Annotated in this window: 20 protein-coding genes and 1 tRNA gene; 8 read left to right on the forward strand and 13 right to left on the reverse strand. The window is 71.7% G+C overall.

What is annotated here, in order from left to right:
- Positions 1-12: 12 nt before the first annotated feature.
- The 3 genes from M3E84_RS09435 to M3E84_RS09445 all read right to left on the reverse strand — a co-directional run bounded on the left by M3E84_RS09435 (position 13) and on the right by M3E84_RS09445 (position 2,687).
- Entirely contained in the window at positions 13-996 is a 984-nt protein-coding gene (locus M3E84_RS09435; protein ID WP_259895936.1) for a ribose-phosphate diphosphokinase, read from the reverse strand.
- On the reverse strand, positions 993-2,543 hold the full coding sequence (gene glmU / locus M3E84_RS09440; protein WP_259895937.1) for a bifunctional UDP-N-acetylglucosamine diphosphorylase/glucosamine-1-phosphate N-acetyltransferase GlmU: 1,551 nt from the start codon (positions 2,541-2,543) through the stop codon (positions 993-995). The genes M3E84_RS09435 and glmU overlap by 4 nt, the downstream gene beginning before the upstream one ends.
- A 71-nt stretch (positions 2,544-2,614) precedes the next feature.
- Positions 2,615-2,687, reverse strand: a tRNA-Gln gene (locus M3E84_RS09445).
- Between the two features lie 160 nt (positions 2,688-2,847).
- Between M3E84_RS09445 and M3E84_RS09450 the strand changes: the two genes are divergently transcribed.
- From M3E84_RS09450 to M3E84_RS09460, 3 genes are all read left to right on the forward strand, one after another.
- Complete coding sequence (locus M3E84_RS09450) at positions 2,848-4,680, forward strand: ABC-F family ATP-binding cassette domain-containing protein (RefSeq protein WP_259895938.1); 1,833 nt, start codon at positions 2,848-2,850, stop codon at positions 4,678-4,680.
- Between the two features lie 28 nt (positions 4,681-4,708).
- A complete protein-coding gene (locus tag M3E84_RS09455; RefSeq protein WP_259895939.1) occupies positions 4,709-5,044 on the forward strand; it encodes a PaaI family thioesterase in 336 nt (111 codons plus the stop codon).
- A 102-nt stretch (positions 5,045-5,146) separates the two neighbouring features.
- On the forward strand, positions 5,147-6,496 hold the full coding sequence (locus M3E84_RS09460; RefSeq protein ID WP_259895940.1) for an aminoglycoside phosphotransferase family protein: 1,350 nt from the start codon (positions 5,147-5,149) through the stop codon (positions 6,494-6,496).
- A gap of 6 nt (positions 6,497-6,502) precedes the next feature.
- Here M3E84_RS09460 and M3E84_RS09465 read toward each other — a convergent pair whose 3' ends face one another.
- The 5 genes from M3E84_RS09465 to rsmI all read right to left on the reverse strand — a co-directional run bounded on the left by M3E84_RS09465 (position 6,503) and on the right by rsmI (position 11,713).
- On the reverse strand, positions 6,503-7,606 hold the full coding sequence (locus M3E84_RS09465; RefSeq protein WP_259895941.1) for an acyltransferase: 1,104 nt from the start codon (positions 7,604-7,606) through the stop codon (positions 6,503-6,505).
- 191 nt (positions 7,607-7,797) lie between these two features.
- Positions 7,798-8,772 carry a 4-(cytidine 5'-diphospho)-2-C-methyl-D-erythritol kinase gene (locus tag M3E84_RS09470; protein ID WP_259895942.1) on the reverse strand — a complete coding sequence of 325 codons (975 nt, stop codon included), beginning with the start codon at positions 8,770-8,772 and terminating at the stop codon, positions 7,798-7,800.
- Complete coding sequence (rsmA, locus tag M3E84_RS09475; protein WP_259895943.1) at positions 8,769-9,758, reverse strand: 16S rRNA (adenine(1518)-N(6)/adenine(1519)-N(6))-dimethyltransferase RsmA; 990 nt, start codon at positions 9,756-9,758, stop codon at positions 8,769-8,771. The genes M3E84_RS09470 and rsmA overlap by 4 nt, the downstream gene beginning before the upstream one ends.
- Before the next feature lie 17 nt (positions 9,759-9,775).
- Positions 9,776-10,780 (reverse strand): TatD family hydrolase, encoded by a 1,005-nt coding sequence (locus M3E84_RS09480; RefSeq protein WP_024290005.1) that lies wholly within the window; start codon positions 10,778-10,780, stop codon positions 9,776-9,778.
- A 33-nt stretch (positions 10,781-10,813) separates the two neighbouring features.
- Entirely contained in the window at positions 10,814-11,713 is a 900-nt protein-coding gene (gene rsmI / locus M3E84_RS09485) for a 16S rRNA (cytidine(1402)-2'-O)-methyltransferase (protein WP_396415599.1), read from the reverse strand.
- 50 nt (positions 11,714-11,763) lie between these two features.
- On the opposite strand from rsmI, the gene M3E84_RS09490 reads away from it, so the two are divergent.
- Positions 11,764-13,395, forward strand: coding sequence for a dolichyl-phosphate-mannose--protein mannosyltransferase (locus M3E84_RS09490; protein WP_396415600.1), 1,632 nt, complete (start codon positions 11,764-11,766; stop codon positions 13,393-13,395).
- A gap of 73 nt (positions 13,396-13,468) precedes the next feature.
- Here M3E84_RS09490 and M3E84_RS09495 read toward each other — a convergent pair whose 3' ends face one another.
- The 4 genes from M3E84_RS09495 to M3E84_RS09510 form a co-directional block, all read right to left on the reverse strand.
- On the reverse strand, positions 13,469-14,488 hold the full coding sequence (locus M3E84_RS09495; RefSeq protein ID WP_259895945.1) for a TIGR01906 family membrane protein: 1,020 nt from the start codon (positions 14,486-14,488) through the stop codon (positions 13,469-13,471).
- A 5-nt stretch (positions 14,489-14,493) separates the two neighbouring features.
- Complete coding sequence (locus M3E84_RS09500) at positions 14,494-14,874, reverse strand: Trm112 family protein (RefSeq protein WP_259895946.1); 381 nt, start codon at positions 14,872-14,874, stop codon at positions 14,494-14,496.
- Positions 14,875-14,972: 98 nt separating this feature from the next.
- Positions 14,973-15,656 (reverse strand): DUF3499 domain-containing protein, encoded by a 684-nt coding sequence (locus tag M3E84_RS09505; protein ID WP_259895947.1) that lies wholly within the window; start codon positions 15,654-15,656, stop codon positions 14,973-14,975.
- A 52-nt stretch (positions 15,657-15,708) separates the two neighbouring features.
- Positions 15,709-16,173 (reverse strand): WhiB family transcriptional regulator, encoded by a 465-nt coding sequence (locus M3E84_RS09510; RefSeq protein WP_259895948.1) that lies wholly within the window; start codon positions 16,171-16,173, stop codon positions 15,709-15,711.
- 329 nt (positions 16,174-16,502) lie between these two features.
- Between M3E84_RS09510 and M3E84_RS09515 the strand changes: the two genes are divergently transcribed.
- Positions 16,503-17,294 carry a TIGR03089 family protein gene (locus M3E84_RS09515; protein ID WP_259895949.1) on the forward strand — a complete coding sequence of 264 codons (792 nt, stop codon included), beginning with the start codon at positions 16,503-16,505 and terminating at the stop codon, positions 17,292-17,294.
- Here M3E84_RS09515 and M3E84_RS09520 read toward each other — a convergent pair.
- Positions 17,281-17,907 (reverse strand): GtrA family protein, encoded by a 627-nt coding sequence (locus tag M3E84_RS09520; RefSeq protein ID WP_259895950.1) that lies wholly within the window; start codon positions 17,905-17,907, stop codon positions 17,281-17,283. The genes M3E84_RS09515 and M3E84_RS09520 overlap by 14 nt on opposite strands.
- A 138-nt stretch (positions 17,908-18,045) precedes the next feature.
- On the opposite strand from M3E84_RS09520, the gene M3E84_RS09525 reads away from it, so the two are divergent.
- The 3 genes from M3E84_RS09525 to M3E84_RS09535 all read left to right on the forward strand — a co-directional run bounded on the left by M3E84_RS09525 (position 18,046) and on the right by M3E84_RS09535 (position 21,840).
- Positions 18,046-19,272 (forward strand): 5-(carboxyamino)imidazole ribonucleotide synthase, encoded by a 1,227-nt coding sequence (locus M3E84_RS09525; RefSeq protein ID WP_259895951.1) that lies wholly within the window; start codon positions 18,046-18,048, stop codon positions 19,270-19,272.
- Positions 19,273-19,440: 168 nt separating this feature from the next.
- Entirely contained in the window at positions 19,441-19,926 is a 486-nt protein-coding gene (purE, locus tag M3E84_RS09530) for a 5-(carboxyamino)imidazole ribonucleotide mutase (RefSeq protein WP_396415601.1), read from the forward strand.
- Positions 19,927-20,010: 84 nt separating this feature from the next.
- Positions 20,011-21,840, forward strand: a complete 1,830-nt coding sequence (locus M3E84_RS09535; RefSeq protein ID WP_259895953.1) for an LCP family protein — start codon at positions 20,011-20,013, stop codon at positions 21,838-21,840.

The following is a 21,840-nucleotide window of genomic DNA, read 5'->3' on the forward strand; positions in this document are numbered from 1 at the left end:
CGCAGACGGGGTTCAGGAGCGGCCGTTGAACAGGCTGGTGACCGACCCGTCCTCGAAGACCTCCTGGATGGCCCGGGCCAGCAGCGGGGCGATCGAGAGGACCTCGAGGCCCTCGAAGCGGTGCTCCGGCGGCACCGGCAGGGTGTCCGTGACCACGACCTTGCGGGCACCGCAGCTCTTCAGCCGCTCGACCGCAGGATCCGAGAACACCGCGTGGGTCGCAGCGATGATGACGTCCTTGGCCCCGGCTGCCTTGAGGACCTTCACGGCGCCGGTGATGGTGCCGGCGGTGTCGATCATGTCGTCGATCAGCACGCAGGTGCGCCCGGCGACCTGGCCGACGACCTCCTTGGACACCGCCTGATTCGGCACGGTGATGTCGCGGGTCTTGTGCACGAAGGCCAGCGGCGAGCCGCCCAGGCGCTCCGCCCACTGCTCGGCCACGCGCACGCGTCCGGTGTCCGGGGACACGACCGTGACGTCGTCGACGTCGTCGACGAGCGTGCGCACGTGATCGGCCAGGATCGGGGTGGCCATGAGGTGGTCGACGGGGCCGTCGAAGAAGCCCTGGATCTGCGCGGTGTGCAGATCCACAGACATGAGTCGGTCCGCGCCTGCGGTCTTGTAGAGATCCGAGATGAGGCGGGCGGAGATGGGCTCGCGGCCCTGGTGCTTCTTGTCCTGGCGCGCGTACGGGTAGAAGGGCGAGACCACGGTGATGGAGTTCGCCGAGGCCCGCTTGAGCGAGTCCAGCATGAGCAGCTGCTCCATGATCCAGTGGTTGATCGGCGCCGGGTGCGACTGGATGAGGAAGGCGTCCGCACCGCGCACCGACTCGCTGAAGCGGACATAGGTCTCGCCGTTGGCGAAGTCGTAGGCGTCGGTCGGCACGAGCTCCGTCCCGAGCTCGCGCGCCACGTCCTCAGCCAGCGGAAGGTGCGCCCGCCCTGAGAGCAGAACGAGGCGGCTCGAGCCGTTGTTGAGGATCCCGGTCATCGTGACTCGCTTTCTCCGGCCTCGGAGGCCGACGCGGTGCCGGACGCGGTGTCTCCCGCGCCCGTGCCTTCGGTTGTACCAGACTCTGCTGAACCCGTGCGGGCGCGTGCGGAGGCCTGGGCGGCGGCGGTGCCGGCCCGATGCTGCTCGACCCACCCCTCCACGATCACCACACGGCCTTCGGTCAGCGCCAGGGCGCCGGCCGGGACGTCCTTGCGGACGGTGGTGGAGGCGCCGGAGTAGGCGCCGTCGCCGACCGTCACCGGGGCCACGTACATGTTGTCCGAGCCCATGCGGACGTGATCGCCGATCGTGGTGCGGTGCTTGGACACGCCGTCGTAGTTCACGAACACGGACGCGGCGCCGATGTTGGAGCCGGTGCCGATCGTGGCATCTCCCACGTAGGACAGATGCGGGACCTTGGAGCCCTCGCCGATCGTGGAGTTCTTGGTCTCCACGAACGTTCCGATCTTGCCGTCGGAGCCCAGCTCGGTGCCCGGTCGCAGGTAGGCAAACGGGCCCACCGAGGCGCCGGCCCCGATCCGGGAGTCCGAGCCGTGGGTGCGCACGACCTTCGCACCGCGGCCCACCTGGACGTCGTCGAGCGTGGTGTCCGGACCCACGACGGCGTCTTCGCCGATCGAGGTGATGCCGTGCAGCTGCGTGTTCGGCAGGATCGTGGCGTCCTGCCCGATCGCGACCTCGACGTCGATCCAGGTGCTCGCCGGGTCCACGACGGACACGCCGGCCAGCATGTGGCGGCGCACCGTGACCTGGTTGAGGTGGCGGCCGAGCTCCGCGAGGGCGACGCGGTCGTTGGCGCCCTCCAGCTCCATGTAGTCCTCCATGAGCGCGGCGTCCACGCGTCCGCCGGCCTCACGGGCGATGCGGGGGACGTCGGTCAGGTACATCTCGCCCTGGGCATTGTCCGTGGTGACCGCGGCCAGCGAATCCCGCAGGACCTCGGCGTCGAAGGCGAAGATGCCCGAGTTGATCTCGGACACGGCGCGCTCGGCCTCGGTGGCGTCCTTGAACTCGCGGATATCGGCGAAGGAGCCGTCGGCATCGCGCAGGATGCGCCCGTACTTGCCCGGCTCGGGGTGCTCGGCGGTGAGCACCGTGACGGCGCTGCCGGCGGCCTCGTGGCCGCGGACCAGATCCGAGAGCGTCTGGGAGGTGAGCAGGGGGACGTCGCCGTAGGTGACCACCACGGTGCCCTCGACCCGCTGCTGGGCATCCAGTGCCTCGAGACCGGCCAGCACGGCGGAGCCGGTGCCGGGGACCTCGGACTGATCGGCGATGATCGCCTGCGGGTCGAAGGCCAGGACGTGCTGGGCCACGCGGTCGCGGTCGTGGCGCACCACGACGGCCAGGCGCTGAGGGTCCAGGGAGCGCGCGGCGGCCAGTGAGTGCTCGACCATGGAACGTCCGCAGATCTCATGCAGGATCTTGGGCGTCTTGGACTTCATCCGCGTGCCCTTGCCCGCGGCCAGGACGATCACTGCGGCCGGCGGCACCAGTGCCTCGGCGGATTCCGTTGTGCTCACGACTGTCGTGCTCCTCTGGGATGGGCTGTCGAGGGGGCGGGACGAGCCGGTGGGCCGCCGCGTCCCGACGGTTCCGCCTCTAGGGTTCGAACCTAGACTCCACGGCTCCAAAGGCCGGGGTGCTGCCAATTACACCAAGGCGGATCGCACCGCGGCGCAGCGGCGGCGGGACCGCTGCTCGGCGGCTGCCGCGGGCACCGCGCGTGCGGGCACAGACTATCAGTCGGCCTTCAGCCGCCTGCCGACGTCGACGGCCTGCCGGCGGCCCTCGGACCTCGGCAGGGGCCGATAGGCTGGGCGGATCATGGCTCATCTTCTCGGCGGGGAGAACCTGCACCTGTCCTTTCCCACGCGCACCGTGCTCGAAGGCGTCACGGTCGGCATCGACGCCGGCGACCGCATCGGCATCGTGGGGCGCAACGGCGACGGCAAATCGACCCTCATGAAGGTCCTCGCCGGGCGGATCGCCCCGGATCAGGGTCGAGTGACCTCGCGGTCCGGAACCCGGATCGGGATGCTCGATCAGGCAGATGTCCTGGAGCCGTCGCTGACGGTCGGGCAGGCCGTCGTCGGGGATCGCCCCGAGCACGAGTGGGCCGGGGACCCCAAGGTCCGCGACGTCATCGGCGGGCTGGTGGCCGACCTGGACTGGGACGCCCCGGTCGGCGAGCTCTCCGGCGGGCAGCGACGCCGCACCGCCCTGGCCGCGCTGCTGGCGCAGGAGTGGGACGTCCTGTTCCTGGACGAGCCCACCAACCACCTCGACGTCGACGGCATCACCTGGCTGGCCCGGCATCTGAACTCGCGGTGGCCGCGCACCCAGGGCGGGCTCGTGGTCGTGACCCACGACCGCTGGTTCCTGGACGAGATCTCCACCATGACCTGGGAGGTCCACGACCGGATCGTGGAGGCTTTCGAGGGCGGCTACGCCGCCTACGTGCTCCAGCGCGTCGAGCGCGACCGCCAGGCCGCCGTGGCCGAGGCCAAGCGCCAGAACCTCATGAAGAAGGAGCTGGCCTGGCTGCGCCGCGGCGCCCCGGCACGCACCTCCAAGCCCAAGTTCCGCATCGACGCGGCCAATGAGCTCATCTCGGACGTCCCGCCGCCGCGCGACTCCGTGGAGCTGTCGCGGATGGCCGTCTCGCGGCTGGGCAAGCGCGTGGTCGACATCGAGGACGCCTGGGTCACCTACACCGGCGCGCACGACGACGAGGAGACCGGGCACCGGGAGGCGGGCGAGCACACTGTGCTCAAGGACGTGACCTGGCGGATCGCCCCGGGCGAGCGCACCGGCATCCTGGGTCGCAACGGCGCCGGCAAGTCCACGCTGCTCGGACTCGTCACCGGCGACGTCGAGCCCACGGCCGGCACCGTGACCCGCGGCAAGACCGTGAAGCTCGCCGTGCTCACCCAGCAGCTGCGCGAGCTCGAGGAGGTCGCCCAGGACCGCGTCTCCGATGTGGTCGGGCGCTACCGCACCTCCTACGTCACCGGCGGCAAGGAGATGACGCCCGGGCAGCTGCTCGAGCGGCTGGGCTTCACCAACGAGCACCTGGCTACTCCCGTGAAGGATCTCTCCGGCGGGCAGAAGCGGCGCCTGCAGCTGCTGCTGATCCTGCTCGAGGAGCCGAACGTGCTGGTGCTCGACGAGCCCTCCAACGACCTCGACACCGACATGCTCGCGGCCATGGAGGACCTGCTCGACACCTGGCCGGGCACCCTGCTGGTCGTCTCCCATGACCGCTATCTGCTCGAGCGCGTGACCGATCAGCAGTACGCCGTGCTCGACGGCCGCTTCCGGCATCTGCCCGGCGGCGTGGACGAGTACCTGCGCCTGGCCGACGGCTCCGCGTTGCAGACCTCCGAGTCGAACCCCATGGCCGCCTCCGCGTCCTCGCAGGGCTCCTCCCTGTCCGGGGCCGAGTCCCGCGCCATGCAGAAGGAGGTCGGGTCGATCGAGCGCAAGCTGTCCAAGCTGCGCGAGACGGTGGCTGCCCGCGAGCAGGAGCTGGCCGACCACGACCAGACCGACTTCGAGGGCCTGGGCGAGATCACCGCCCGCATGAACGCCGCCAAGGACGAGATCGACGAGCTCGAGATGCGCTGGCTCGAGCTCTCCGAGCAGTTGGAGGGCTGACGCTGCCCCACGACGAGAGGAACGGATCATGACCACGGGAGAACCCGCCGAGACGACCGGTGCCGCACAGGTCGCCGCAGAGGCACAGGGCCCGGACTGGTCCGCAATGACCGGCCTGGAGACCCTACGCTGGCTCAAGGACCACGATTCCGACGCCGTCCCGTCGATCCGCCGGCTGCTCGGGATGAGCTTCGATGAGGTCGAGGCGGGCCGCGTGGTGATGTCTGTGAAGGGCATGCGGCTGCGCGCCGAGGGCACCACGATCCACGTGGGCGGGCGCACCGCCACGGCTGAAGGCCGAGTGCACGACGAGAACGGCCGTCTCATCGCCCACGCGACGACCACCTGCCTGGTCATCCGCTGAGCGATCCCCGACGGCTGTGGGCTCCTGCACATCCCTCGGGCTATCGTCGGGGACATCGCGCGATGAGGATGCCGCCGGCTTGAGATCCCGAGGGGAGACGACGTGGTCCCTGCCCCACCCGCCGACGGCGTCGCCTCGGAGCTGGCGGCCGTCGAGGTGCTGCGCGGCTCCGGTCTGCGTCGGGCCCTGGACTCCGTGCTGGCCGCCCACGGACTGGCGCTCGGGCGGCGTCGGCTGTCCACGAGCGCAGAGGCCAGGCCGTGGCGGCGGATCGGGCTGCATCACCGGCCGGGGGCCGGAGTCACCGGCGTCTACGCGCTGCGGCTGCGCCACGACCCTCCGAACGGGAGCTCATGGCCCGGGAGGCTACCCTCGCAGGAGCCCGACGAGGTCGTCGTGTGCCTGTCGACCGGGGCCATGCCGGCGCTGCCGAAGTCGGGCTCGGACTCCTCCTGGGGCGACCCCGGCCCCGTCGCGGTGGAGGCCGAAGGCTGCGCCCTGATCGGGTGGCTGTGGCCCGAGGATCCCTGGCTGCCGGGGCTTCGCAGCTCCACGGCCCTGATCGATCCGAGCCTGGGGCTGGGCCTGCCGGATCCTGAGATGCTGCACCCGATGCCTCTGTCCTACCGTCCCACCCGGCGCGCCGTCCTGCGTCTGGACGCTCACGGACGCGAGGACCCCGCCGCCTGGCACAAGGTCGTGCGCCCGGCCCGCGAGCAGGAGCTCGTGCGGCGCCACCTGAGCCTCTGGGAGGCGGGCGTCCCGGTGCCGCAGCCCCTGGCCGCCTCCGGCGACGGCGCCGTGCTGCTGGCGCATGTGCCGGGTCACCCCGCCTCGAAGAGGGAGCGCGGCGATCCGGCGGCCTCTGTGCAGGCCGAGCACCTGCTCGCCCTGCTGGACCGCCTGCCGTCCTCCGTCATGGACCTGACCAGGCGTCCGTCGTGGACGGAGCGCGTGCTGGACTACGCCCGCTCGGCCGCAGCCTCCCTTCCGGGCTCGGCCGAGGAGGTGGGCGCCCACGCTCATGCGATCGATGCCGCGCGGCGAACCTGCGAGGAGGCCGCTCTGGTCCCGGGCCACGGCGACTTCCACGCCGGCAACGTCATGGTGGGGCCCCGGCTGCTGGACCCGTCCCTGGGCCCCATCACCGGTCTGCTCGATCTGGACTCCGTGGGCCCTGGACGGCTCGACGACGACCTGGCCTGCTACCTGGCACACCGCTGCGCGCAGCTGCGCGACCCCCAGGACGACGACGCTCCCCTGTCCGCGCCCTCGATCGCCCCCGTGCGCGAGGTCTTCGATGAGGTCGTGGACCCCGCTTCCCTGCGGGTGCGCGTCAGCGGAGTCCTGCTCTCGCTGCTCTCCTCCGCCGCGCGCCGCGGTGGGCAGGAGGCCGCCGCGCGGCGGCTGCACCAGTCCCGGCAGGCGCTGCGCGCCGCTCAGGACGTCTGAGGCGCCTCAGCCCGCGTGGCGACCGCGCGAGACCGGCGGATCGGCCGGCTGCGGCAGGCCCCACAGCAGCGGCACCGAGACGGTGACCCGGTGGATGACCAGCGCCACGACGACGGTGAGGACCGTGAGCAGGACCGGACCCGCCCAGAGCATCACCGTGCCCATGGCCTCCGGCCAGGCCACGCGCGTCATCAGGCCGAGCAGCAGTTGCAGGATGATGGCGTGCAGCACGTAGATCGGCAGGCTGCGCGAACCCGCCGCTCGCGCCCAGCCCATGCCGCGGCGCCCGTCGAGCAGGTGCAGCAGCCACATCCCCGCAGGAATCCCCAGCAGCGGCGGCACCGCAGCTGTGAAGTGCTCCAGGACGGGGACGTCGCGGGTGGGCATCCACAGCAGCAGCGAGACCGCGAAGGCGACGCACCAGGCCAGTCCCTGCCACACGGGGATCTGCGGCACTCGGGTGCGGATGGCGCTGCTGCCCCAAGCCCCCGCCAGGAAGAACAGCCAGTGCTGGGGCACCTCGTTGCTGCCCCAGGAGACCTTGTCGACCAGACCCGGGACGAAGAGCACGTACAGCGCGAGCGCCACCAGTACGACGCCGATCCGCGGTCGCGTCCCCACCACGGCCTGCAGGCCGTAGTAGACCGCCAGGGCGATCAGGAACCAGAGGTAGGAGTCGAAGGTGAGCGTCGCATGGACCCACTCGCCGAGCTTGGCCCCCGGAGTCAGGGTGTCCGAGACCGCTCCGATGAGCAGGTAGGAGACCGCGAAGACGACCGTCCAGACCACGAACAGCCACAGCATGTTCAGCGGACGACGACGCCAGTACTGCCTGCCGTACTTCTCCAGCGAGCGAGTGACGAAGAAGCCTGCCACGACCATGAAGACGGGCATCCGCCACAGCCCGAGCAGGATGTTGACGTCGTTCCACAGGCCGTGGGCCTGCCACCCGTACTCCTGCTGGAGCCCGTAGGCGTGCCCCAGCACCACCAGGACGATCGCGGTTCCCTTGACCGTGTCGATCCACCGCTGCCGCGGTGCGGCTGCCGAGGCCCCGCTCTCCGATCCGCCCCGATGCTCAGTCTCGGCAACGGAGCTGTCCACTGCCATGCCTCTCCCCTGCTGTTCGACCGCACGCCCCCTGCGCACGGGCATTCAAGCCATCCAGTATGAGGCCTTTCGACAGCACCTTCCAGGGACTCGGACGAGACGTCCCCTTCAGTAACGGTGCTTCATGACTTTGCAGGCACACGGTCGCGCCCCTGGTCTGCGGTGCGTGTCCGGGCGGGAAGCCGGGCGTCTCAGCCGATGGTGCAGGCCACGGCGCACAGGCCGCGCTCGCGCAGCTGTGCCGCCAGCACCCGGCTCGACTCCGCACCGTCGTCATGACCTGACGTGCGGGGCAGCGCGACGATCGTGGGCCCCGAGCCGGAGACCATCGCTCGAGCGTCCAGCTCCTCGAGCTCGTCGAGGCGCCGCCGCAGCTCGGGCGACATCTGCAGAGCCGGCGCCTGCAGATCATTGGCCAGCGCCTCCGCGCCGACCGCAGACTCGCCCTCAGCCAGAGCGCGCAGCAGCCCGGCGGGCACCTCCAGCTCGGGCTCCCGCACCGTCGGTGCAACGCCCTCGGCGCGCATCCGGTCCAGGGTCGCGAAGACCTCCGGAGTGGACAGCGCGCCGGTATCAGCCACGAGGACGCCGTGCCATCGGACCCGCACAGGCACGGCGCGCAGCTCGGTGCCGCTGCCGGTCCCGACGGCCGCTCCCCCCGTCATGGCGAAGGGGACGTCGGCGCCCAGGCCCGCCCCGATCTCGAGGAGCCGGTCGTGGGCGATCGCGTGACCGGTCTCGCGCTCGACGAGCCGCGCGGCCGCGCTCAGCGCCGCTGCGGCATCGGCGGAGCCGCCTCCCATGCCGCCGGCCACCGGCACGGCCTTGGCGATGCGCAGCACGAGACCGCCGGCCAGGGCGGGCGCCTCTGCCAGCACGGTCTGTGCCGCGCGCACCGCCAGATTGCGCTCGTCCAGCGGCACGAGACCGCGATCGAACGCGCCGACGGCCTCCTGCTGAGCCACCAGGGAGCCTGCGACTACGTGCAGCTCGCACCCCACGGATCCGGCCGGGCGTCGCGGGTCCAGCTCGAGCTGCACGGTCTCGAGCTGATCCACGGCGGCGTACAGGCTGGCCACCGGGTGGTAGCCGTCCTCGCGCAGAGGGCCCACCCGGAAGCAGAGATTGACTTTGCCGGGGGCCGTGGCCTGGACCGGAGCGCTCACAGCGCCGCGCCTGAGGCCCGGGGTCCGCCGATGATGCCGCGGGCGGCACCGGCTGCGGCGATGCGCGCGAAGCCCAGCACGTCGAGCTTCTCGCCGCGCTCAGAGGGGCTCACGCCGGCGGACACCAGCACATCCTCGGCGCGGGCACCGGAGCCCGCCCAGCCGGACAGTGCGGCGCGCAGGGTCTTGCGGCGCTGGGCGAAGGCCGCATCCACCACGGCGAAGACGGCGTCGCGCTCGGCGGCCTCCCCCGCATCGCCGGAGAGCCCCAGGGCCTCGGCCGCCCCGATGCGCGCCAGCGGCTCGGCGCGACGGCGGAAGCGCACCAGCCCCGAGCTGATCCGCGGCGCCGGCCAGAAGACCTGCGTGCCGATCACCCCCGCCTTCTCCACCTCGGCATGCCAGGACGCCTTGACGGAGGGCACCCCGTAGACCTTGGAGCCGGGGCGGGCCGCCAGGCGGTCGGCCACCTCGTCCTGGACCATGACCAGACCCTGGCGGATCGAGCCGAATCGCGCCAGCAGGTTCAGCAGGACCGGCACGGCCACGTTGTACGGCAGATTGGCCACCAGCGCCTGCGGCTGCCGCGGCAGCGAGGCGACCTGCAGGGCGTCGGCCAGCACGACCTCCAGGCGCTCGGCGGCTTCCGGGCGGAAGCGGGCGACAGTGTGCGGCAGCCGCTCGGCCAGCGGCGGATCGATCTCCACCGCCACCACGTGCTCGGCGGCATCCAGCAGCCCCAGAGTCAGGGAGCCGAGCCCGGGCCCGACCTCCAGGACGGTGTCGACGGGGCCGTCGTCGTGATCCGCCTCCAGCCGCGCCGCGGCGACGATCCGGCGGATCGTGTTGGGGTCGATCACGAAGTTCTGCCCCAGGGTCTTGGTGGGGCGGATGCCGGCGGCCTCGGCCAGCTCCCGAATCTCGGCGGGGCCGAGCAGCGGGAGGACAGCGGGTTCCGGGGCATCTGGGCTCTGCACGTCGGACATGCTATCGGCCGAGCCGCTCAGTGCTCGCCGTAGACCTCGCGGGAGGTGCGCTCGACCTGCTCGCACAGCTGCTCGAGCGGGGTCTCGAGGTGCTCGGCGATCCAGCGCGCCGTCTGCACCGCCAGGTACGGCGCGTTCGGCCGCCCGCGGTAGGGGTGCGGGGTGAGGAACGGAGCATCGGTCTCGACCATGATCAGCTCGCGCCGCGCCTCCCGCAGCCCGGCCTGGACCCCGTGGGAGTTCTTGAAGGTGACCGTGCCCGCGAAGGACATGTACCAGCCGTTCTCGTTGCAGATCCGCGCCAGCTCGGCATCGCCGGAGAAGCAGTGGAAGACGGTGCGCTCGGGGGCTCCCTCCTCCAGCAGGATCCGCACGACGTCGGCGTGGGCGTCGCGGTCGTGGATCTGCATGGCCAGCCCGTGCTTCTTGGCCAGGCGGATGTGCTCGCGGAACGAGTCCTGCTGCAGCTCGTGGCGGTCCTTGCCGGTGCGGAAGTAGTCCAGCCCGGTCTCTCCGATCGCCCGGGTGCGCTCATGGCCGGCGAGCTCGTCGAGCACCGTCAGGGCGTCGTCGAGCTCGCCCTTCTGCGCGAGCGCGGGGGCGTCATTGGGGTGGATCGCCACGGCGGCCAGGATGCGCTCGTCGGCCTCTGCGGCCTCGACCGCCCAGCGCGAGGACGGGATGTCGCAGCCGACCTGCACGATCCCCCGGATGCCGAGGTCCTGGGCGACATCCAGGGCATCCGGAATCCCGATGTGCACCCTGCCGTCCTGGATGTCGATGTGCGTGTGGTTGTCCACGATCGGCAGCGGCAGCGGCTGGGGAGCCTCCGGGAAGCTCAGGTCGCGCTTGTGCCCGGTCTCGGCGGATTCGCCGCGGCGCCTGGTCCCCGGGCCCGACGGCGCGTCCTCCGGCAGCTGATAGTGCTCGGGGCGGTAGGCCTCAGGGGTCTGACCGGGCACGGTCGCGGGTCGCTGGGCGGGGTCCGGCCACAGCGTCTGGTTCAGGCGGGAAGTTCTCATCCCGTCCAGGCTAGCGCCCCGCTTCGGCGACGTTCAGGACCGAGCGGCGAGCACCGCCTCGTAGAGATCCCGCCTCGAGACTCCGTGCGCGGCGGCGATCTGACCGGCGGCGTCCTTGAGCCGGGTCCCGCGTGCGACCTCCTGCTCCACGAGCTCCACCAGGTCCTCTGCCTGCTCCGGCTCGGCCTCGGGGGCGCCCTGGACGACCACCACGATCTCCCCGCGCAGCCCGTCCTCGCGGATGCGCTCGTGCAGCTGCCCCAGGCTGCCGCGCAGCACCTCCTCGTAGACCTTGGTCAGCTCGCGGGCGATGGCCGCCGGCCGGTCGGGCCCGAAAGCCTCGGCCAGCGCCTCGATCATGGTCGCGATCCGGTGAGGAGCCTCGTAGAAGACCATCGTGCGCTTCTCCGCGGCCAGCTCGGCCAGATGCGCGGAACGGGCCCCGGACTTGCGCGGCAGGAAGCCCTCGAAGGCGAAGCGGTCGCTGGGCAGCCCCGAGACCGCCAGCGCCGTGAGCACTGCGGACGGACCCGGCAGGGAGGTCACCGCCAGATCCTGGGCGGCAGCCGCGGCGGCCACTCGATAGCCGGGATCGGAGACCGTCGGCATTCCGGCGTCGGAGACCACCACCACCATGGAGCCGCTGCGCACCTCGTCGAGCAGCTGCTGGGAGCTGGACTCCTCGTTGTGCTCGTGGTGGGCCACCAGCCGCCCCGTGATCTCGATCCCCAGTCCCGAGGCCAGACGACGAGTGCGGCGGGTGTCCTCCGCAGCGACCACGTCGGCGACCGACAGCGCAGCCCTCAGCCGGTCGGAGGCATCGCCCAGGTTGCCGATCGGGGTGGCCGCCAGGACCAGGCAGCCTCCCTGCGGAAGCCCGGCGATCCGGGCCCAGTCGCGGCGGTCGGCGGGGTCTTCTCGATCGGTGCTCACCGGACCACTGTAGGTCCCCGGGCCCGCGCGGAGCCGCTTCACCTAGCATGATGCCCGTGTCCCCCTCGTCCCCCGCACCGCAGCCGGCCCGTCCGCTCACCTCGACGATGGCCGCCCTCGAAGCGGAGGCCTGGACCCCGCGCCGCTCCGCTCCAACGGAGGCCGAGCTGCGCGAGCGGCTGCTGCCGCGCACACCGCTGCGTCTGTCCCGCCTGTGGCTGCTGCCGCTGCTGAGCATCCTGCTGGGGGCCTTCCTGCGCTTCTGGCACCTGGGCCGGCCGCAGGAGATCGCCTTCGACGAGACCTACTACGTCAAGGACTCGTGGGCGATCATGCTCACCGGCTACGAGCACGAGTGGCCCGACGACGCCGATGCCGGCTTCTCCTCCGGAAATCCTCCCCAGCCCCTCGAGTCCCCCTCCTATGCGGTGCACCCGCCGCTGGGCAAGATCCTGATCGGGGTGGGCATGCGGCTCTTCGGCGCCGGCGACGCCTTCGGCTGGCGCTTCTCCTCCGCGGTGGCCGGGACGCTGATGATCGTGCTGGTGGTGATCGCAGCAGCCCTGCTGTTCCGCTCCCCCATCGTCTCGGCGATCGCCGGTCTGCTGCTGTCCGTCGACGGCCTCCACTTGTCGCATTCCCGCCTGGCGCTGCTGGACATCTTCCTGGCCCTGTTCGTCCTGCTGGCCTTCGTGCTGCTGCTGCTGGACCGAGAGGAGGCCCGCAGGCGCCTTGCCCGCAGGATGAGCGCCCGCAGCCTCAGCTGGGGGCCGGGACTCGGCATCCGCTGGTGGCGGATCGCCGCCGGGGTCTCGTGCGGGCTGGCCGTGGGCGTGAAGTGGAACGCCCTCTACTTCGTGGCCGTCCTGGGCCTGCTCACGGTGGCCTGGGACATCACCGCCCGGCGCAGCGCCGGTGTGCGGCTCTGGCTGCCCTCGGGGCTGCTGCGCGACGGCATCCCGGCCTTCCTGTCCATGATCCCCGTGGCGCTGGTGGTCTACCTGTCCACCTGGACGGGATGGTTCCGCTCCACCGGCGGCTATCGCAGACAGTGGGCCGCCGAGCACCCCGACGACGGCCCGCAGTGGCTCCCGGCCCCGCTGCGCTCGCTGTGGGAGTACCACGTCTCCGCCTACGACTTCCATCAGGGCCTGTCCAGCGAGCACACCTACATGTCCCAGCCGTGGGACTGGATGTTCCTGGGGCGGCCGACGTCGTACTTCTACGAATCCCCGGGCCAGGGCCAGTCCGGCTGCGAGGTCGCCAAGTGCTCGCAGCAGATCTTCAACCAGGGCAACCCGGGGATCTGGTGGGTCGGCCTGGTCGCGATCGTCGTGGCCGCGGTGGTCGTGGCGGTGCGCCGAGACTGGCGGATGGCGAGCCTGCTGAGCCTGATCGCCGCCGGCTGGCTGCCGTGGCTGATGTACCCGGAGCGCACCAAGTTCTTCTTCTACGCCCTGCCCTACCTGCCGTTTCTGGTCCTGGTCCTGGCCGGAGTCGCAGGGCTGGTTCTGCCGGGGCCGCGCACCAAGCTGTGGCCGGCGCGGATCGGCTGGATCACGGTCGGTCTGTGGCTGTGCCTGGTGCTGGCCCTGGCGATCTTCTTCTGGCCGCTGTGGAGCGCCCAGGTCCTGCCCTACGACCAGTGGCGGACCCGCATGTGGTTCGACAACTGGATCTGAGCGGGCGAGCAGACAGCCCCGCAGGTGCGCCGTGCGCTACTGCGGGGCTGCTCGTCTGCCGGGGCGTGCTCGCTCAGGCCCGACGACGTCCGCGCCGGCCTGAGCGCGCCCGCTGCGCCAGGATCGCGACCAGCACCGAGCCCACAAGGGTGATCACCGCGACCGTCCCGGCCGCGTCCATCCAGAACTGCGTGGGGTAGAGCCGGATCAGGGTGTCGGAGCTGGAGAACGTCCAGGTGCCCTCGGAGAAGAACAGGGAGTGGAAGCCCGCGAAGAACTGCTGCCAGCCCAGAACCGCCAGCACGGCAAGCACCGCGGCAGCGATCACGGTCAGCCAGCCGCCCACGGCCACAGAGGTGAGCAGTCCGTCGCGGTCGCGGCGGCGCAGCAGGCCCAGCACGAGAGCCGCGAGCACGAGCACGACTCCCGCCCACAGGCCGATCTGCATGACCCATTTCACGTCGGTCATGTGGGAGATCTCCTCGGGCGTGAACCACGAGCGCCCGTCCGAGGTGCGCACCTCCCCCAGGAACGGACCCGGTGCCCAGTTGAGGATGTAGTCCATGCCGTGGGAGCCCAGGGTCATGCGGTCCTCGGCCTGGAAGCCGTAGGGGTCCTCGGGGAAGCCCGGACGGTGGTACTCGACCCACAGGAACAGCGGCGTGGCCACCAGGCGGATGCCGAGCACCAGCAGCGACAGCGGGACGGCCAGGGCCACGAGCACGCGAGTCAGCACACCCAGCGCACCCAGACGCCCGGGCGGGCCCTGCCTCCGAGTCGCGCTTCCCGAGCGGGTCTCGGCCGTGCGGGTCCGATCCGGACCGCCCTGCCCCGGGCCCTGCTGCTCAGGGGACTCCCCTGCGCCGGGCTGCTCGGCGGCCGGCTCGGGTCGAGCGCTGCGCTGCGCAGCAGACTGCGGGGCCGCTGCGCTCCAGGGCTCCACGGGCGCGCTCGACGAGCCGTCCGCAGGGCGCTGCGATGCGGCGGAATCGAGCTCCGGGGCCTCGGAGTCGCGCTGGGCGGAGACCGCAGGCCCCAGGTGCGCCCACTGCGACCCGGAGGTCAGCGACTCCTGGGGACGGGCCTGCCGCATCCGGCTCATCGGGACCGCCGGTCGGACATGGCCTGCGCGGGCAGCAGGTGGGGGATGCCGTCGGTGATCTCGTACACCGGGTGGATCCCCTCCAGGTGCGGCAGCTCGCTCATGAGGTGATGCTCGTCGAGGGCCAGCAGCCGCCCGCGGGTCAAGGGGCAGCGCAGGATCTCGAGCAGGCCCGCCGACAGCTCGGAGATCCCCTGGCCTCGGTGGCCAGCGCGCTCGACCGCCTCATGGGCGGCGGTGTCCTGGACCCAGGGGAGCCGTCCCGTGTTCGGACGGCTCGCGGAACGGGCGGAAGGAGGATCCTGCTCGGCGGCGCCTTCGGAGGAGGTGCTGTCTGCAGGTCGAGACGAGGGGCTGGAGCCAGGAGCGCTGGTCATGTGCTGGGGCCTTCGGCTGCGGGGGTGATGGTCGAAGGCGACGTCGTCGAGGGGTCGCCGTGGGCCATTGTAGGGGCAGGTCAGAGGCCCAGCCGGGTTCAGGAGCGCCCGCGGCGCAGATGCGGGCGGCGCATGGCCTCGGGCTGGGAGCGCGCACCTCGACGCGCGGGCACATAGTCCGTGGTGCTGTCGGCGAAGATCTCATCCATCAGGGAGTCGAAGGCAGAATCCCCGTCGAGCTCGGAGGCCTGCGCGGCGTCCTCCTCGGACGGTTCATCAGCGTCCGTCCCGGCCGACGCCCCCTCCGCGACGGGCCCGCTGACGGCCCGCAGCCGGGAGCGACGTCTGCGGCCCCACCCCCGAGGGGCGGAGCCGGAGGGATTCCCCGGGGCATCATCCCCGGCGGAGTCCTCGGGGCCGGCCGAGCGGGCCTCGGGCTCGGAGCGGCTGGTCGAGCGCTCATCCCGCGCCGCGCCGGGCAGGGCGCTCAGCGGCGCCAGCGGGGCGGAGTCCGCCACCAGGTCGTCGAGCCGAGCGGCGGGGGCGTTGTCGTCCTGGGACTCGGGAACGCCCTCCAGGCGGACGATCTCCCAGCCGCGCGGCGGGGTCATGCGCTGGGCGTGCGGCACGCACAGGTCGTAGGCGTGCGGCTCCGCATGCACCGACAGCGGCCCGATGACAGCGGTCGAGTCCGAGTACACGAACGTCAGGGTGGTCCGCGCGGGTCGACGGCAGGTCTGCCGGGAGCAGAGTCGAGCCAGCGGTGCTTCTGCGGTGCTCATTCGTGGAACGCTACCTTCCGCTGCGTCCATGCCACAGCGCTCAAGGGGGCTTTCAGCGTCCGGCGCGGCGCAGACGACGGCGCTCGCGCTCGGAGAGACCGCCCCAGATGCCGAACTTCTCGTCGTGGGCCATGGCGTAGTCCAGGCATTCCTCGCGCACCGGGCAGGCGGCGCACACGCGCTTGGCGTCGCGGGTCGAGCCGCCCTTCTCCGGGAAGAAGGCCTCGGGATCGGTCTGCGCGCAGAGAGCGTCGGTCTGCCAGGCGAGCTCGCCCTCGTCGTCGTCCACGCCGTAGATGCCGGCCACGGCCTGCCAGATGGAGCCAGGGACCTCGGAGGCGTCGTGATAGTCGGCGTTCTCCGGCTCGGGCAGGGCGCTCAGGCGCCGGGCGGGCTCGGCAGAGGCGGAATCGCCGTCGACCGGGTCAAGGAACCAGTCCTGGGGCACTGCACGGGCGCCGCGTCGGCGGCGTGCGGGCTCGGACAGCTCTGCGCGACTTCGTGCGGGCTCTGCCATGTCGGTCCTTCCAGTGCGCGGCATCCGTGGCGGCTCGTGCGGCGTCACGGGGCCGGCTCGTGCGGCGAGGACGCGCGAGCCGTAGGATCGCGGCGACGACTGATGCGGGGGATGCAGGTCAGCTCCCCTCAGCGGGAGATCACCTGCTCGAGATCTTAATTACACGCTTGTAAGTGCCCTTCGTCAAGCGCGGATTCCCTGCCGACGCCCCGCCGAGGTCGCATCGGCACCGGCGCTGACCTCGAATGATGCCCTCAGCGGCACACGCAGGAACCGGCACGCCGACCCTTGCCCCGCAGGCCCGCTTCCGCCCTCTCGAGAGGATTCCCATGCACGATCGCACCGATGCCCGCCGACCCGACGCCGAGATCACCGGCCTGCTGACCCGGCTGGCCCAGCGCCCCACTCCGGCCGTCGTCTGGTACGGCTCCGACGGAGGACGGGTCGAGCTGTCCGGGCGCGTGAGCGAGAACTGGATTGCCAAGACGGCGAACCTGCTCGTGGACGACCTGACCCTGATGCCCGGCGATCGAGTGGTCCTGGATCCCTCGCTGCACTGGCGCACGCTCGTGCTGGCGGTCGCCGTCTGGCGAACCGGCGCCTGCGTCGTGCTGGAGCCGCAGCACGACGAGGCCAGGCTCAGCGCCCTGCTCGATCGCACCGGGGCGACCGCCGAAGCGCTCCCCAAGCCCCCGGGCTCGGCGGCGGCGGCCGAGGCGGAGGCCGAGGACCGCCTGATCCTGGCCTACCCCGCGCTGGCCATGCGCCTTCCCGATGACGCTGCGCTCGAGCCCGGGGACATCGACTACTGCGCCGAGATCCGCTCCCACGGGGACCGCTGGTCGGGGGCCTCCCGCCCCGCCGCGGCGGACCCCGCCCTCGTCACGGGCGGCGGCACCCTGAGCTTCGCCGAGCTGCGGGAGCAGGCAGAGGCCCGGGCCGCCGATCTGGGCGAGGCGCCGGTGGTGCATCTGGATGCCGAGCAGTGGGACCGCGAGACCCTGGTGGGGCTGCTGGCGATCTGGGCCGCCGAGGGCACGGCGGTGCTCAGCGATCGATCCCGGGATGCGTCTCTGCAGCGCGACCTGGCTGCCGAGCGCGTGAGCCTCACCTGGAGCTGAGATCCGGGGCCTGCGTGGGCTGCGAGTCGTCCCCCATGGCCGACTCCGGAGCTCCCGGAGTCCCGTGAGCGGTGCTGCCGGTGCGGCGACGGGGCCGCCGCTGACCCACGACCGGGAGGCTTCCCGTGATCGCCGCCATCTCCGAGGCGGTCGAGGGCGCGAAGCCCTGCTCGCTGTCCAGCGGCTTGGCGTAGACCCAGAAGCGATAAGCCAGGTATCGGAAGACGGTGCCCAGGACGGTGCCGATGATCGTGCCGGAGATGAACGAGGCCGTGCCGCTGGTCAGGCCCAGGACGTAGTAGCTCACGCCGATGCACGACAGCTCGATGGCCAGGCCGATCACATTGGCGATCAGGAACTGCCAGGCCTCCCGCTTGGTGTCCGCCTGGCGCTTGTCCTTGAAGGTCCAGTAGCGGTTGGCCAGCCAGGAGAACAGCGTGGCCACGACCGTGGCGATCGCCTTGGCCTTGAGGTGGCCGCCGTCCTGGAAGACGGTGGCCATGAGCATGGCGACCACGCCGGCATTGACCAGGAAGGCGAGTCCGCCGACGGTCCCGAACTTCATCAGCTCCGCGATGAACAGGTGCCAGAGGGCTTTGAAGCGAACGGTCATGGCGTGGAACTCCGGATTCGAGACGGTCCCCGCAGCTGCGCGGGTCGCGCGCATCGGAAGGGAACGAGGGCCTGCGGAAGTGTACTACTGCGAACCTGTCAGCGGAGGGACCCCGCCCGGCACTACGCTGGGAGTGTGATGAGCCACGACAGCACCCTCAGCCCCGATCCCGCCGCCGATTCCCGGCGCTTCGCCCCCACCGGACCCGTGATCGGCGTGGTCGGCGGAGGCCAGCTGGCCCGCATGATGGGCCCGGCCGCCACCGAGCTGGGCATCGAGCTGCGCGTGCTCGCCGAGTCCGCGGAGGCCGGCGCCGTTCCGGCCGCTGCCTCCCACCAGGTGGGCGCCGGAGATGATCTCGAGGCGCTGCGCGCCTTCGCCCAGGGCCTGGATGCGCTGACCTTCGATCACGAGCACGTCCCGAATGCGCACCTGGAGGCGCTGCTGGCCGACGGCGTCATCGTCGAGCCCCGCCCCCACGCGCTGATCCACGCCCAGGACAAGATCGTGATGCGCAGGGCCGTCGAGCGCCTGGGGCTGCCGAACCCGCGCTGGGCGGAGGTCTCGGACGCCGAGGCCCTGGTGGCCTTCGCCGACGGGCAGTGGCCCGTGATCCTCAAGACGCCGCGCGGCGGATACGACGGCAAGGGCGTGCTCGTGGTGCGCTCGGAGCACGAGGCCCGCACCGGCACGGCCGCCGCGTGGTTCGACCGCTCCGCATCCCCTCTGCTGGCCGAGGAGGCCGTGGACTTCGCCCGCGAGCTCTCCGCCCAGGTGGCCCGCCGCCGCAGCGGCGAGCAGCGCTGCTGGCCCGTGGTCGAGTCGATCCAGGTCGACGGGGTGTGCGATGAGGTCATCAGCCCCGCCCCGGACCTGAGCCCGGACGAGTCGGCGGCCGCCCAGCGCATCGCCTTGGAGCTGTCTGCCGAGCTGGATGTGACCGGCGTAATGGCCGTCGAGCTCTTCCAGACCCGCGATGGCAGCCTGCTCGTCAACGAGCTGGCCATGCGCCCGCACAACTCCGGGCACTGGTCCATGGACGGCGCCGTGACGGGGCAGTTCGAGCAGCACCTGCGCGCCGTGCTGGACCTGCCGCTGGGATCGACCGAGCCCCTGGCAGCCGTCGCCGTGATGAAGAACATCCTGGGTGGTCAGCAGCCGAACCTCTTCGCCGGACTGACCCGGGCCATGTCCGAGCACCCGCGTGCCAAGGTCCACCTCTATGGCAAGTCCGTGAAGCCCGGGCGCAAGGTCGGGCACGTCAATGCCCTCTCCGACCGGCAGGATGCAGCGGACGGCTCGGTGACCGCCGAGGTCCGCGCCCTGGCCTCGGACGCTGCCGCCGTGGTGCGCGATGGCCGCTGAGGCCGCCGCCGAGGCGGCCTCCATGTCCCGTCCAGGGTTCGCGAGTACCGTGTGGGCTGATCTGGACGGAGGCCTCACCGGTGCCGTCCTCGCAGACCAGGATTCCGCCGCGGGTCCGCGTTCCAGGAGTGAGCAGTGAGCCAAGCGCTTCCCGATGTCGGCGTGATCATGGGATCGGATTCGGACTGGGCCGTCATGGAGGCCGCCGCCCAGGTCCTCGACGAGCTCGGCATCTCCTGCGAGGTCGATGTGGTCTCGGCGCACCGCATGCCCTCCGAGATGCTGGACTACGGCTCCTCGGCTGAGATGCGCGGCCTGCGCGTGATCATCGCCGGTGCCGGCGGTGCCGCCCACCTGCCGGGCATGATCGCCGCGACCACTCCCCTGCCCGTGATCGGCGTGCCCGTTCCGCTGAAGACCCTGGACGGGCTCGACTCGCTGCTGTCGATCGTGCAGATGCCGGCCGGGGTCCCGGTGGCGACCGTCTCGATCGGCGGCGCCCGCAACGCCGGTCTGCTGGCCGCGCGCATCCTCGCCTCCGGCACCGACGACCGCGCCCGCCAGCTGCGTCGCGACCTCAACGCCTTCGCCGCCGACCTCAACGCCTCCGCTCAGGACAAGGGACGCGCGCTGCGTCGTCGCCTCGCCGAGTGACCCCGCCGCGGACCGCTGCTCCGGTCCCGGCTGCTTCCCCCTCAGGGGCACCTTCCCCGCCTCCCCGATCGAGCGAGTGACACCGTGACCGGACCTCAGCCTCCCCGCGACCCCCGCCGGCGCCGGATCGACGATTCCCGCGCCCCCTGCCAGGACTCCACCTCCGACGACTCCCTGCGGCCCCAGGGCTCAGACGCCGCGCGCCCCGACCCGGAGGCCGCGGTACCCGCCCGGCCGCAGGAGTCTGCGGAGCCTGCCCGCCCCGCCGGCCGCCACTGGGCCGAGGACGAGTGGCTCGAGGACGACGCCGACCACGAGGACCTGGACGACGCCGACCTGCACGCCTCGTACAACGAGGACGACTCGTATGACTCGTACGACCAGGACATCGCCGCCGAGGTCTCCTCCGATGCCGCGCTCAGCAGCCGGGACGGCACGGCCTCGTGGGCACGCGCGCTGCGGGATCCGTCGTTCGTCTCCTCCGGGCGGCGCACCTGGCGGGCCTGGCTGCTGATCCTCGGCACGCTCGTGCTCCCGGGATCGGCCCAGATCGCCGCCGGCAACCGCCGCCTGGGCCGCATCGCGCTGCCCATCACCGTCGTGTGCTGGGCGGTGCTGATCGTCACGATGCTCTCGGCGCTGCTGTGGCGCAGCCCCCTGGTCTTCCTGCTGACCAACGCCCTGACCGGGCGGGTCATCGTCCTCGCCTTGGTGATCGCCGCGATCTGGTGGGGCGTGCTGTTCCTGGACACCTTGCGCCTGATCCGCCCCGGCCTGCTCGAGACCCGACCGCGGGCCCTGGCCTGCGCAGGCCTGGCACTGGTCATGGTCCTGACCTCGGGAGGGCTGCTGTATTCGGCCCATCTGCTCAACGTCACCCGCGGGACGGTCGGCGAGATCTTCGCCGGGGGCATGCCGTTCCGTCCCGTCGACGGCCGCTACAACATCCTGCTCATGGGCGCCGATGCCGGTGAGGACCGCGTGGGGCTTCGCCCCGACTCCATGACGGTGCTGAGCATCGATGCCGACTCCGGGCAGACCGCGACGATCTCGCTGCCGCGCAACCTGCAGAACGTGCCCTTCCCCGAGGAGTCGCCCATGCACGAGATCTATCCGGAGGGCTACAACTGCGGCGACGAGTGCCTGCTCAACGCCGTCTACACGGACGTCATGCAGAACCATCAGGACATCTACGGCGACGACGTCGAGGACCCGGGCGTGGAGGCCATGAAGGAGGCCGCCTCCGGTGTGCTGGGCATCGAGGTCCAGGGCTACGCCATGATCGACATGCACGGCTTCGAGCAGCTCATCGACGCCCTGGGCGGCATCACGATCGACGTCGGCGGGCGGGTCGTCATGGGTGGCGGCACGAACTCGCGCACGGGCGAGCCCAATGAGGTGCTCGGCTACATCGAGCCCGGGGTCCAGAAGCTCGACGGCTACCACGCGCTCTGGTACGCCCGCTCCCGCCAGGAGGCCTCTGACTACGACCGCCAGGCGCGTCAGCGCTGCGTCCAGGCGGCCATGCTGGATCAGCTGAATCCGGCGAACGTCGTCTCCCAGTTCGAGGAGCTTGCGGATGCCGGAACCCAGGTGGTCGAGACCGACATCCCGCAGACGTCGCTGGGCGCGTTCGTGGACCTGGCCATGAAGGCCAAGCAGCACGAGTTCGTGACGTACGCGGCCGGCCCGCCCTACTACGACGCCATGTTCCCGACCTACCCGGACTACGACCAGCTCCACGCCGACGTCCAGCGGCTGCTGGAGTCCGCACAGGGCGAGGACCCGCAGGCCGCCTCGGCGATCGGCGGGGCAGGGCCCCTGGGCTCGGCGAGCCTGGTCACCGTGCCCGCCGAGACCTCCTCCGAGGACACGCCCGAGCTCTCGCCCAACGGCACCTGCTCGGTGCCCTGA

Origin of the sequence: Kocuria sp. p3-SID1428 (assembly GCF_025149945.1) — a bacterium.
Classification (GTDB): domain Bacteria; phylum Actinomycetota; class Actinomycetes; order Actinomycetales; family Micrococcaceae; genus Kocuria.